Origin of the sequence: Niveispirillum sp. BGYR6 (assembly GCF_027568365.1) — a bacterium.
GTDB lineage: Bacteria > Pseudomonadota > Alphaproteobacteria > Azospirillales > Azospirillaceae > Niveispirillum.
Genome location: NZ_JANLNL010000002.1, coordinates 53,282 through 66,359, shown reverse-complemented (window position 1 = coordinate 66,359; position 13,078 = coordinate 53,282). Strand labels below are relative to the sequence as shown.

Below are 13,078 nucleotides of genomic sequence, written 5' to 3'. Positions count from 1 at the left end.
ACTGTCAGATTGAAAAGATTTCACGGCGACACTTTAGGAAGCATCGAGCCGGCTTGATATTGGACGTTGGTTTATTGAACTTTGGGGGGAGAGTATTTTCAGCGGAAATGCCCCTGAAACCATACTCCACAGCGCCGGAAAGGGCATGATCACCTGTCCCCAGGACATGCAGGGCCGGCCCATGCTTCCTTGGTCTAATATGGCCGACTTAGCTGGGGCCGTAGCATGGGGCAAAGATAAATACTTCCCAGGAGGAGCGGCCGGATTGCATGGCGATATCAGCCAGATCCCCGGACAGATAAACCTTGCCCAGGGGCGTGCCCCGACCCTTATAGATCAATGAATTGCCGAAGAACGGCCGAAGCCGGAGAAGCCCCAAGCGATGAAACACAGCCATTCCACCGCCCTGTCCCCCAGGCATCTTGTCTCCCTTGGTATCATCAGCCTTGCCATGGTCCCCCCGGCCCTGGCCGCCGATACCAGTCAGGTGGCAGAGATCGTCGTCACCGGGCGGCGGGAGGGGGTGCCCGCCTATGAGCGGGCCTATGGGCCGACCGTGATTGATGCCGCCACCCTGGCCACCGCGCCGCAGCGCCGGCTGGACGAGGCCTTGCGGGCGGTGCCGGGATTCAGCCTGTTCCGCCGTGCCGGCTCGCGCACCGCCAACCCGACGGCCCAAGGCGTCAGCCTGCGCGGCATCGGCCCCAACGGGGCCGGGCGCACCCTGGTGCTGGTGGATGGTGTGCCGGTGAATGACCCGTTCGGCGGCTGGGTCTATTGGTCCCGCCTGCCGACCGCTGCGGTCGACAATGTGGTGCTGACCCGTGGCGGGGGGGCCGGCCCCTGGGGCAATGCCGCCCTGGCCGGCACCATCCGGATTGAAACCAAACAGCGTGACGGGTTGGATCTGGAACTGGCCGGTGGCAGCAACGGCACCTGGATGGGGCAATCGTCCGTCGGGGGCTCGGCCGATGGCTGGCATCTCGGCCTGTCCGGCAGCGCCTTTCGCACCGATGGCGTCAATCTGGTGGAACCGTCACGGCGCGGCCCCATCGATATCAAGGTCGACAGCGATGCCTATGCCGTGGATGGCACCCTGTCCACCCAACTGGGCAGCGTCACGGCGACAGCGAAACTAGCCGGTTTCAAGGAAAGCCGGGGCAATGGCACGCCCTACACCAACAATTCAACCGACGCGACAGAGGCCAGCCTGCGGCTGGTCGGCACGGGGGAAAAAATCGATTGGGAAGCCGTGGCTTATTGGCGGGACTGGTCCTTCGCCAGCACCTTTTCCGGGGTGAATGCGGCCCGCACGGCGGAAAACCCGTCGCTGGACCAGTATGATGTGCCCGCCACGGCCAAGGGTGGCATTCTGCAAGTCGCCTTCTCCCCGGCGGACGGACACCAGACGGACATCGGCGCCGATATCCGGGAAACAGAGGGCAAGACCCGCGAACTGATGACCTATAGCGCCGGCCGCTACACCAGAATGCGGGATGCTGGCGGCAGCCAATCTGTTGCCGGCCTGTTTTTCGAACATGCCTGGACCGGCATTCAGGGCCTGACCGTTTCCGCCGGCGGCCGGCTGGATGCCTGGCGCAACAGCGATGGCCGCCGGATTGAAAGCGACATTGCCAGCGGTACCTTGTTGCGCAATGACCGCTATGCCAAGCGCGATGGCACCGTCGCCAATGGCCGCGCCGGCATCGACTGGCAGGCCAGCGACCTGCTGGGCCTGCGGGTGGCCGCCTATACCGGCTTCCGCCTGCCCACCCTGAACGAGCTTTATCGTCCGTTCCGGGTCGGCAATGACATAACAGAAGCCAACCCCGGTTTGCAGCCGGAACGAATGCGCGGGGTGGAGGCCGGGCTTCGTCTAAGCCCTGGTGCCGGGATCACGGCCAATGCCACCCTGTTTCATGTGCGGCTGAAACATGCCGTGGATAATGTGGTTATCCAGACCAGCCCCGGCACCAACGCCGAACTGGGGATCTTCGTTCCAGCCGGCGGCAGCCTGGCCCAGCGTCGGGGCCTGCCCCGCGTTGAGGTGCAGGGGCTGGAGGCTGAAATCGGTTGGCAGGCCGCACCGACTTTACGTTTTGGCGTTGCCTATCTCTTCAGCGACAGCGAGATCACCGATCCCGGCACGATGGCGGCGTTGCGGGGCAATCAACTGGGCCAGGCACCCCGGCATTCCGGCACGGTTGACATGACATGGACGCCGCGCCCGGAACTGACCCTGCGCGCCCAGGTCCGGGCTGCGGGCAAACAGTTCGAGGATAGCCGCAATCTCGGCACCCTGGACGGCTTCATTGTTGGCGATCTTTATGCCGCGTGGCGGGTGGATCAACAGTTGGAATTCTACGCCACGGCGGAGAATGTCACCGGCGAACGGGTTGAAACCGGCCGCCGCAGCGACGGTCTGACCAATATCGGCCCGGAGCGCCAATGGCTGGCCGGCGTGCGCGTCCGGTTGTGATGGTGACAAACGAAAAGGCCCGGAACAACGTCCGGGCCTGCTTTGAACTTTCTGGGTTATTCAAGCAATCGCATTGCAAGTATTAAGCATCTTAATCTCCAAGATTAATGTAATGAACTCCGGGAAATTCACTTTTAAACTGATCTCCGCAGCCTATTCTATCAAAATACCTAGAAACATCGTTCCAGTTATTTAACTCTACTTTGTCTATTGTCTCTTTACAGTCAATTTTTTCAATTGAATATGATATTGGTCCATTTTTCCCAGGTATATATATTTCTTCATCTATTATTTTGAACCAGGGGTCAACATTCTCCCCATAGGGCCTAAATATTCTTACTTTTCTTGGATCGACAATTTTAAACACATCACTTCTCCTACTTATAGAAAAGACAATTGGAGAAATTACTACCGTATTCAAACATTGCGAAGACTGAACCAGCCCGATAGTGAAAAATAGTGTCACCATGCGAATGAAGTTCAGCCGCGCGATACACGAGCATAAGCTATAAGGAAAGACATAGGGTACTAATTATAGTACCAGAAAAATACACGTCATCCAAGCAGCATTACCAACAAGAATGCATTAGAGGTATTTTAACGCTGTCTAGATGAAGAAAATGAACGTAGTTTTCTCGCCTGATACCTGACCGGAACACGTGTCTGCGTAGGTCGGTATGGGGGAGTTGGTATGTTCTCTCCTTGTTCCCAACATCAAATCAAGCTAAGTCGTTGATTTGATTGTCTTTTCGATGGTGATTCCGGTGGGATTCGAACCCACGACCCCATGATTAAAAGTCACGTGCTCTACCGACTGAGCTACGGAATCGCTCCTCGAAAGTGGGGCGGACCATAAGCAGATGAAGGCGGTTCGTCAACTATTACAATTGCCTGCAAACCACCCTTGCATCATCCGCCGGTCAGATGGTCAGCCGACCTTGCCCTGCTGACGCTCCTCTTCGAACTTGGCCTTCAGGCTGGCAGCAATCCGGGGGCTGACGAAATGGTTGATGTCACCACCCAGCCGGCCAATCTCCTTCACAAAGCGCGAAGAGATGAACTGGTGACGGTCGGAGGCCATCAGGAACACCGTATCCACCGACGGATTCAGGCGCGCATTCATGCCGGCCATCTGGAATTCATATTCGAAATCCGAAACAGCGCGCAGCCCCCGGATGATCACCGAAGCGCCGCAATCCACCGCAAACTGCATCAACAGCTTGTCGAACGGCCGGACCTCAACGCTGATTCCCTGCTTGGTCAATTGTTCCAGCTCGCCAGCCACCAGTTCCACCCGCTCCTGCGTGGTGTAAAGCGGGCCTTTGCCGGCATTGCTGGCGACACCGATGATCAGATGATCCACCGTCCGCGCAGCGCGCTGGATGATGTCAAAATGACCATTGGTGATCGGGTCGAAGGTTCCCGGATACACACCGATCCGACGCTTGCCCGTCATCTCAACTCCCCTCCCCGGTACGGTGACGCCAAGACAAGGGCCAGCCCCCAGGGGGACTGGCCTGTCACCTGCAATATTGTTACGGTTGATCAGTTGCCGCCACGGGGGCGGCATCGTCGCCACCCTCCGTACCGGCATCGCCGCCATCATCTTCCAGACGGGCGACGGAGACGACGCGTTCATCCCCCGACAGACGGAACAGGGTGACACCCTTGCTCTTGCGGCCGGTCAGGCGGATATCGTGCACCGGCATCCGGATCACCTGGCCCGAATCGCTGACCATCATCAACTGGTCGGTGTCGTTGATCGGGAACACGGCGGCGATGGCCTTGTTGCGATCACCCATATCCATGTTCCAGATGCCCTGGCCACCACGGCCCGTCAGCCGATATTCATAAGCCGAGGTCCGCTTGCCGTAACCCTGTTCGGAAACCGTCAGGATCATCTGTTCGCGTGCCTGCATCTCAGCGAACTGTTCGGGTGACAGTTCCGCCGTGCCTTCCACGGGTTCGGCCTCGACATCCACTGCGTCATCCGCCTCCTCACCCTCGACCCGGCGCAGCTCACGCGCCTGCTTCAGATAGGCGGCGCGTTCATCGGCGCTGTAATCCGTATGGTGCAGGATCGACATGCCGATCACCTCATCACCATCGGCCAGCTTGATGCCGCGCACGCCGGTGGAGGTACGGCCGCTGAACACGCGCACATCCGACACATCAAAGCGGATGCAGCGGCCGAGGCGCGTGGCCAGCAGCACATCGTCGCTTTCACCACAGGTGCGCACGGCGATCAGGTTTTCGCCCTCTTCCTCCAGCTTCATGGCGATCAGGCCATTGGCGCGGATATTCTGGAAGTCCGACAGCTTGTTGCGGCGGATGCCGCCCTTGCTGGTGGCAAACACGATCTGCAGCGTGCCCCAGGTACCCTCATCCTCCGGCATCGGCATGACGGTGGAGATGGTTTCCCCCTCCTCCAGCGGCAGCAGATTGACCAGGGCCTTGCCGCGGGTCTGCGGCGTACCCTGCGGCAGGCGCCAGACCTTCAGCTTATGCACGATGCCACGGCTGGTGAAGAACAGCATCGGCGTGTGGGTGTTGGCAACGAACAGGTCGGAGACATTATCCTCCGCCTTCAGGCTCATGCCCGAGCGGCCCTTACCGCCACGCGCCTGCGCCCGGTACGTGGAGACCGGCACGCGCTTGATATAGCCGCCCTGGGTGACGATGACGACCATATCCTCCCGCTGGATCAGGTCTTCAATGTCGCTTTCGAACTCCGATTCCTCGATCATGGTCCGGCGCGGGGTGGCGAAGCGTTCCTTCATCTCCCCCAGTTCGGTGCGGATGATATCCAGCAGCATGGCGCGATCGGACAGCACGGCCAGGAAATATTTGATCTGATCGGTAACGCCGGTCAGTTCCTCGCCGATCTTGTCACGCTCCAGCCCGGTCAGGCGGTGCAGGCGCAGGTCCAGAATGGCGCGGGCCTGCACTTCCGACAGCTTGTAGGTGCCAGCTTCCGACAGGGTGCGGCCCGGCTCGTCGATCAGGGCGATCAGCGGGGCCACATCACGCGCCGGCCATTCGCGCGCCATCATCTGTTCGCGCGCCGTCGCCGGGTCGGGCGCGGTGCGGATCAGCGCGATCATGTCATCCAGGTTGGCCACGGCCACGGCCAGACCAACCAAGGTGTGGGCGCGTTCGCGCGCCTTGCCCAGCTCGAACTCGATCCGGCGGGTGACAACCTGTTCGCGGAAGCGGACGAAGGCGGCGATAATCGCCTTCAGGTCCAGCAGTTCCGGCCGGCCGCCATTCAGCGCCAGCATATTGACGCCGAAGCTGGTCTGCAGCGCGGTGTGGCGGAAAAGCTGGGCCAGCACCACGTCCGGCACGGCATCGCGCTTCAGTTCCACCACCACGCGCACACCGTCGCGGTCGGATTCGTCGCGGACGTCGCTGATGCCTTCGACCAGCTTTTCATTCACGCATTCGGCAATGCGTTCCAGCAGCTTGGACTTGTTGACCTGATAGGGGATTTCGGTGGCAACGATGGCCCAGCGATCCTTGCGGATCTCCTCCACCTCCGTCTTGGCGCGCATGATCACGCTGCCACGACCGGTATGGAAGGCGGAACGGATGCCGGACCGGCCCAGAATCAGGGCACCGGTGGGGAAATCCGGGCCGGGGACGATATCGATCAGCTCATCAATCGAGATATCCGGGTTCTCGATATAAGCCAGACACGCCTCAATCACCTCCCCCAGATTATGGGGGGGGATGTTGGTGGCCATGCCCACGGCGATGCCGCCGGCACCATTGACCAGCAGATTGGGGAACTTGGCCGGCAGAACCGTCGGCTCTTCCAGCGATTCGTCATAGTTGGCCTGGAAATCGACCGTTTCCTTGTCGATATCATCCAGCATGAATTCCGACACCTTGGCCAGACGGGCCTCGGTGTAACGCATGGCCGCCGCAGCGTCGCCATCCATGGAGCCGTAATTGCCCTGACCATCGATCAGGGGCAGGCGCATGGAGAAATCCTGCGCCATGCGGACCATGGCGTCATAAATCGCGCTGTCGCCGTGCGGATGGTATTTACCCATCACGTCACCGACGATACGCGCCGATTTCTTATATGGCTTGGTGCTGTCGTAACCGCCTTCCTTCATGGCGTAGAGGATGCGGCGATGCACGGGTTTTAACCCGTCGCGCACATCCGGCAACGCGCGACTGACGATTACGCTCATGGCGTAATCGAGATACGAACGCCGCATCTCATCTTCGATGGTGATGGGCGAGATATCGGACGGCAGAGCGGGCGTGGAAGTCACCGAGCGGAACTCGTCATTACGTGTCGGAAAATGAAGCCGCTGGTTGGCCAGCGGCTTTCACGCTCTTGTAGCACCATTCGCGGATGCGAACAATGAAAGCACCCACCTGCATTCACACGCGGCGCGAAAGCCACCAGAACCGGGCCGCCAGCACGGAAACGGAGAAGACGCTGGCGATGAAAATCCCCTCAAACAGACCCAAGACCCCGCGCCCCAGCGGGAAGGCCAGCAGCCAGCCCAGCGGCATCATCACCGCGTAATAGCTGACAAAATGCAGGGCGGTGGGCACCCAGGTATCATTGCGCCCGCGCAAAGCCTGGGCCATCACCACCTGCCCACCATCGGCCACCAGCAGCCAGGCAGAAAAGGCGATCAGCGGCGCGGTCAGCAGCAGCACGGTGGCATCATGGGTGAACTGCCCGGCAATCCAGGCGGGGGCGGCAAAGAAAAACAGCCCGACAAGGGAGAGAATGAAGCTGGTCACCCCCAACCCGGTCCAGCCGGCCACCACCATATCGGCCTGATCACGCGCGCCATAGGCATTGCCCACCCGCACCGCCGTAGCCGAGGCCAGCCCCAGGGCACACATGAATGGCAGGGCGATCAGGTTCAGGCCGATTGTATAGGCCCCCACCGCCGCCGCCCCCAGCCAGCCGGCAAACAGACCCAGCCCGGCAAAGGCCGAACCTTCCAGGGCGTTGGACAGGCCGGCGGCATAGCCGACCCGGCGCTGGGTGACAGAATCACGCCACCAGCCCCGGAAATCGCCGCGCACGCCCCAGGCGTCGCGCAGCGGATGCCACCAGACATAGGCGATCATGCCGATAGCCCCCAGCCAGCGCAGGCTGGTGGTGGACCAGGCGGCCCCTACAGCCCCCAGCGCGGGCAGGCCGAAATGACCGCCCACCAGCAGCCAGACCAGCCCGGCATTCAAAACGTTGCCGATCAACATGGCGACCATGCCGGGAATCGGCCGCTTCAACCCTTCCAGATACAGGCTGCAGGCCAGATGCAAGGCGGCGGCCGGCATCCCGAACGCCATCACCGCCATCACATGCCCGGCCCCCTGGGCAAGGTCTGGTTCCTGCCCGGTCAACAGCAAAAACTCTTCCCCGAACAGGCTGGCGGCGGCGATGATGGTGCCGATCAGCACGGCATAGGGCAAGGAACGGCGCCAGATCACGCCGGTACCGGCCAGATCGCCCTTGCCCACCGTCTGGGCGGTGGCCACCACCACCCCCAGCAGCAACCCCACCTGCACCCCCAGCAGCACGGCAATGGGCGAATGGCCCATGCCCAGATAGGCCAGTTCCTGCGCGCTGTAACGCCCAACGATCAACGTATCCGTCAGGGCCATGACGATGATGCCGGCCCGCGCAATGATCACCGGGATGGCCAGCCGAACCAGATCGTCGACATGACGGCGGATACGATCGGACATGGTTTCGGCGGTGACAGCAAGGGACGACATGGGAAATGCTCACGGATCAGGCAGAATTACCAAACCATCCCATATCGGAACTATTCCAGCGTCTCAAGAACCATCCGCGCATGGCGGGAACGCATGGGCGCCCCTGGTGTTGGAGTAACAGGCCCACCCTGATTTTAAGGAGCTTGTCCCATGGGCATCATACCGCCCCTGCCCGGTTCACCGACGCCCGGCAATACGGAAATCCCCCCGCCGGGCGAGCAGCCAATTCCCGGTCACGATCCCGGTCGCCTGCCGCCCGGCACGCCCGAACCGGATGTGCCGCTGCCGCAGCGGGAACCGGAGCCGCCGCAACCCCAACGGCTGTAACCGGCCACCCTGTCGTATCAGGATTCCTTTGCCAGATGTTGCTGGCCTTCCTCCCACAGGGCCTGCCCTTTCTCATCATAGAGGAAGGGCAGGAAGGCGTAGCGGGTACCGGATGTCACCGGCAGCGCCTCATGCAGCAGGGCGCAGGAGAAAACCACTGCCCCACCGGTGGGCGCCCGATAGGTGCGGCTGCCAAATTCAGGGAAGCAGAGTTCACCCCCGGTAAAGCCGTCGGCGTTCAGATTGATGGTAACGGCGAAGCGGCGATGCGCCGTGGCCTTGGTGGTGTTGTCGCGGTGGCGACCGAAGAAGCCGCCCCGGTCCCCATCATAACAGGCAACCAGGAAGCGCTCGATCCGGGTGGCCTGGAACTGGAAAGCCTTCTGGATTTGCGGCACCAGCCGGCGTTCAATCCGGCGCTTTGCCCCTTCCCGCAGCACGCCATCCACTTCCACATCATAACGGCGCTTGAATTTCGGATCGAGGATGCCGACCGTCTTGCCGCCGACATCCCGCATGAAGCCGGAATCGACCGGGGTGGAATTCTGGTAATGCGCGATCATCTCGGCGCAGAATTCCGGTTCGAATACGCGCGGCAGCACCAGCACCGGGGCCGGTATTTCCATCCCGGCGTGAAGATCGACCGGTGGCAGCCGGGCGACAAAATCCAGCGCCTGATCGGTTTCATGCAAGGCAAAGCGGGCCATCACCCGCAGGAACGGGTCCATCACCAGCCAGAAGGGACGATAATGCCGCCCGCCACCCGCCGCAGCGTCCCCCGGCACCAACGCGCCATAACGCTGGGAGATCGCCCCCTGGGGATCCCAGAAATAATGGATGCCCGGCTCCTCCGCTGTGGCCGACAGGGAGGCCTGGTCGGCCGGGTCCATGCTGACCGCAAAGAAGCAGGCCTTGGGGCTAGTGAACAGCGCCCGGCGCTGCCGCACCAGCCCCAAGGCTGCCTGTACCGGCTCGGGCGACAGGCTTCCCAGAAACAGCAGGGCGACATAGCGGCCGCCCAACGAACTGAAATGAAATTGTTCACCCCGGGATGATGGGGCGACAAACCAGGGTGCGGGCTCACCTGGCAGCAGGGAGGGAAGCGACATGGAAAATCCAGTTGCCGATGTGGAACTGGCAGGCGAACGCCCCAGGACGATGTTTCATCCATCATGGGTGCTTTTTTATCTCTCCAAGCCCGATGCGCCCGGCCCATGCATGGGCCGGGGCTTGACGATCAGGGGGCCGCGCGCCAAACCCTTATCCCATGACACAGCACAGCCCCATCCATGTGATCGGCGGCGGTATGGCGGGCAGCGAAGCAGCCTGGCAGATCGCACAAGCCGGTATCCCCGTCGTTCTGCACGAGATGCGCCCGGTGGTGAAAACCGACGCGCATCAGACGGAGCATTTTGCGGAGTTGGTCTGCTCCAACTCCTTCCGCTCCGACGATGCGGAATATAATGCCGTCGGCCTGCTGCATGAGGAAATGCGCCGCGCCAAATCGCTGATCTTGGCGGCGGCGGATGAACATAAGGTGCCGGCCGGCGGGGCGCTGGCGGTGGACCGCGACCATTTCGCCGAAAAGGTCACCGCAACCCTGATCGGCCATCGGCTGGTGACGGTGGAACGGGGCGAAGTGGCCGGTATCCCGCCGGAAGCATGGGACAATGTGGTGATCGCCACCGGCCCGCTGACCAGCATGAAACTGGCCGAGGCGATCCGGGCCTTCACCGGCGAGGAGCAGTTGAGCTTCTTCGACGCCATCGCCCCTATCGTGCATACCGACAGCATTGACCTGTCCAAGGCCTGGTTTCAGTCGCGCTATGACAAGGTCGGCCCCGGCGGCACGGGCAAGGATTACATCAACTGCGCCATGGACAAGGAGCAGTATGAGGCCTTCATCCGCGCCCTGATCGAGGGGGAGAAGGGCGATTTCAAGGAATGGGAAAAGAACACGCCCTATTTCGAGGGCTGCCTTCCCATTGAAGTGATGGCGGAACGCGGCGTGGATACGCTGCGCTATGGCCCGATGAAGCCGGTCGGCCTGACCAATCCGCATACGGGCAAGCGCCCCTATGCCGTGGTGCAGTTGCGCCAGGATAACGCGCTGGGCACGCTCTATAATCTGGTCGGCTTTCAGACCAAGCTTAAATATGCCGAGCAGGTGCGGGTGTTCCGCATGATCCCCGGTCTGGAAAATGCGGAATTCGCCCGGCTGGGCGGGCTGCACCGCAACACCTTCATCAATTCCCCGCGCCTGCTGGATGGGGCCTTGCGCCTGAAATCCATGCCGCGCCTGCGCTTTGCCGGCCAGATCACCGGTTGCGAAGGCTATGTGGAAAGTGCGGCCGTCGGCCTGCTGGCCGGCCGCTTCGCCGTGGCCGACCGGCTGGGGCAGGAACCGGCCCTGCCGCCACGCACCACGGCCCTGGGTGCCTTGCTGGCCCATATCACCGGCGGGGCGGAGGCGGAGACCTTCCAGCCGATGAACGTCAATTTCGGCCTGTTCCCGCCAGTGACGGAACGCCAGCCCAATGGCAAGGAACTGCACGGCAAGGACCGCAAGCTGGCCTATAGCCGGCGGGCCCTGGCCGATCTGGCGGTTTGGCTGGGTTGATACAGGAAGGGGGGCGCGGCGAAGAAAGCCACGCCCCCCTTTTTCTGTCAGGACCGGCTGCCGCCATAAGTGACATAGCGCAGCAGATATTCCACCGGGCCATTGCGGAAGCGCGACAGCCAGAACCGGCTGAGCACCAGTTGCAGGGCGAAGATGCCCATTGCAAGGGCCACGACCAGCGGCGGCGACACCTGCCCCATCAGCCGCAAACCATAGGCATGGAACAGCAGGGCACAGAGCAGCGACTGGAACAGATAATTGGACAGGGCCATGCGCCCGGCCGTCGCCAGCATCGCCACCCAGCCCCGATCGGCCGCCGCATTTAGCAGCAGGGCCATACCGGCAATATAGGCCGCCGCCAGGAATGGCGCCGTCGCCAGATCAACCACGACCGCGACAAGATCGCGAACCGGATCATAGGGTTGAATGGCGGTCCAGCCATAGAATATTCCGCCCGGCAACCCGACCAGCACGCCGATCAGGATGATACGCCGCAAAAGCGGCTGTAGGGCCGTAATATCAGCCAACACCCGCCGCCGCCCCGCAATCAGCCCCAGCAGGAACATGGCCAGCGCGCAAGGCCCCTGCATGAAGCCCAGGACAATCCAGAGGTTGGAGAGTTCCGAGAGGCGCTGATTCAACAGGCTGGAAACACCACCGGTAAAGGCTGCCTGCGCCTGACGCACATGTTGCAGCACCAATGCTTCCGGTACCTGCGGCAGCAGATAAATCTGGGCCAGCAGTATCAAGAACCAGATCAGCGTGACAAAGAAGATCAGGCCGGCGGCGATGCACAGCAGGCTTTTATCGTTGCGATGCCGTAACGCATAAAGCGCCAACCCCAGCACCGCATAGGTGGTGAGGATGTCACCATGAAACAGCGCCAGCGCATGAAATACGCCAAGGCAGAACAACATGACCTGGCGGCGCAGGAAACGTGGCCGGAATGGCTGGTCATCGCGTTCCGCCGCCGCCATCTGCAAGGTCAAACTGTAACCAAACAGGAAGGAGAAGATCAGGTAGAATTTGGTTTCAAACAACGCCGTCACCAGCCACGACGTCCCCTGGGCCACCGGGCCCGCGAAATCCGGGTTGGGCAGCCCCATGGCATAGAACGGATTGGCAAAAACCTCGATATTCACCAGCAGGATACCGAACAGGGCAAAGCCGCGCAGCGCATCGACGGTCTGTATACGACCGGCCTTGGCCGATCCCGTCATGACAGCACCCGGCCGCCAGTCAGCACCATGTCCAGGAGTTGCCGCATCAACGGCAGTTGATCCATCGGCTTGAAAGCTAGATCGACAGAAGCGCGGGAAAACACGCCGTCGATCCAACTCATCAACCATTGGGCGACAAGGGCCGCATCCACCGTGTTGCTTACCTGTCCCCGCGCGATGCCTGCGCGGATCAGCCCCTCCAAACCTTCACGCAACACGGTGTCATTATCAGCTGCAAGGGCGCGAACATCCGGGTCGCGGCGGGATTCAGCGGCAATCTCAATGGCCAGCGCGTTGGCATCCCCATCTGCTGCCAGTTCGGCAATCAATTGCAGCAGCAGGTTCAAGGCATCCCGGCAGTCGGCGATTTCTGCCAACTGGCTCAGACACAGCGCTACCTGCTCCCCCTCCGACGCCACGATGGCCAGCACCAGGGCCTGCTTGTTGGGGAAATAATGGAACAAGGTGCCGCTGCTGATGCCGGCCGCGGTTCTGATGTCCGCGATGCTGGACTGGTGGAAGCCATTTCGGGCGAAGCATTTGCGGGCCGCCACCATGATCGCCGCCCGGCGGCTGGCGTGAAGCGCCGGATTGACTGTGCGCATAGATTAAGGATCCAATAATAAACCGATTGCTCGATCTATAAATAGGCGCACAGAAATGGGCAACAAAAAA

General features: G+C 61.5%; 10 protein-coding genes and 1 tRNA gene. 3 read left to right on the top strand and 8 right to left on the bottom strand.

The window, feature by feature from the left end; genetic code table 11:
* Window positions 1–382 precede the first annotated feature (382 nt).
* A complete protein-coding gene (locus PCJ49_RS04215; protein ID WP_269909871.1) occupies window positions 383–2,479 on the top strand; it encodes a TonB-dependent receptor in 2,097 nt (698 codons plus the stop codon).
* A gap of 91 nt (window positions 2,480–2,570) precedes the next feature.
* Here the strand turns inward: PCJ49_RS04215 and PCJ49_RS04210 are convergent, their stop codons facing one another.
* The 5 genes from PCJ49_RS04210 to PCJ49_RS04190 form a co-directional block, all read right to left on the bottom strand.
* Window positions 2,571–2,846 carry a hypothetical protein gene (locus tag PCJ49_RS04210; protein WP_269909870.1) on the bottom strand — a complete coding sequence of 92 codons (276 nt, stop codon included), beginning with the start codon at window positions 2,844–2,846 and terminating at the stop codon, window positions 2,571–2,573.
* Between the two features lie 386 nt (window positions 2,847–3,232).
* A tRNA-Lys gene (locus tag PCJ49_RS04205) sits at window positions 3,233–3,308 on the bottom strand.
* 99 nt (window positions 3,309–3,407) lie between these two features.
* Window positions 3,408–3,935, bottom strand: coding sequence for a pantetheine-phosphate adenylyltransferase (gene coaD / locus PCJ49_RS04200; protein WP_269909869.1), 528 nt, complete (start codon window positions 3,933–3,935; stop codon window positions 3,408–3,410).
* Between the two features lie 79 nt (window positions 3,936–4,014).
* Complete coding sequence (gene gyrA / locus PCJ49_RS04195; RefSeq protein WP_269909868.1) at window positions 4,015–6,765, bottom strand: DNA gyrase subunit A; 2,751 nt, start codon at window positions 6,763–6,765, stop codon at window positions 4,015–4,017.
* A gap of 112 nt (window positions 6,766–6,877) precedes the next feature.
* Window positions 6,878–8,236: an MATE family efflux transporter gene (locus tag PCJ49_RS04190; protein ID WP_269909867.1), complete on the bottom strand. Its 1,359-nt coding sequence runs from the start codon at window positions 8,234–8,236 to the stop codon at window positions 6,878–6,880.
* A gap of 150 nt (window positions 8,237–8,386) precedes the next feature.
* Here PCJ49_RS04190 and PCJ49_RS04185 point away from each other — a divergent pair, with 150 nt between their 5' ends.
* Window positions 8,387–8,563 (top strand): hypothetical protein, encoded by a 177-nt coding sequence (locus PCJ49_RS04185; protein ID WP_269909866.1) that lies wholly within the window; start codon window positions 8,387–8,389, stop codon window positions 8,561–8,563.
* A gap of 17 nt (window positions 8,564–8,580) precedes the next feature.
* Here the strand turns inward: PCJ49_RS04185 and PCJ49_RS04180 are convergent, their stop codons facing one another.
* The gene (locus PCJ49_RS04180) at window positions 8,581–9,672 is read right to left on the bottom strand and encodes a 2OG-Fe(II) oxygenase (RefSeq protein ID WP_269909865.1); all 1,092 of its coding nucleotides are present in this window, start codon (window positions 9,670–9,672) and stop codon (window positions 8,581–8,583) included.
* Window positions 9,673–9,830: 158 nt separating this feature from the next.
* On the opposite strand from PCJ49_RS04180, the gene trmFO reads away from it, so the two are divergent.
* Entirely contained in the window at window positions 9,831–11,183 is a 1,353-nt protein-coding gene (gene trmFO, locus PCJ49_RS04175) for a methylenetetrahydrofolate--tRNA-(uracil(54)-C(5))-methyltransferase (FADH(2)-oxidizing) TrmFO (protein WP_269909864.1), read from the top strand.
* A gap of 47 nt (window positions 11,184–11,230) precedes the next feature.
* Here the strand turns inward: trmFO and PCJ49_RS04170 are convergent, their stop codons facing one another.
* The gene (locus tag PCJ49_RS04170) at window positions 11,231–12,403 is read right to left on the bottom strand and encodes a DUF418 domain-containing protein (RefSeq protein ID WP_269909863.1); all 1,173 of its coding nucleotides are present in this window, start codon (window positions 12,401–12,403) and stop codon (window positions 11,231–11,233) included.
* Window positions 12,400–13,008, bottom strand: coding sequence for a TetR/AcrR family transcriptional regulator (locus PCJ49_RS04165; RefSeq protein WP_269909862.1), 609 nt, complete (start codon window positions 13,006–13,008; stop codon window positions 12,400–12,402). Before PCJ49_RS04165 ends, PCJ49_RS04170 begins: the two co-directional genes overlap by 4 nt.
* Window positions 13,009–13,078 lie beyond the last annotated feature (70 nt).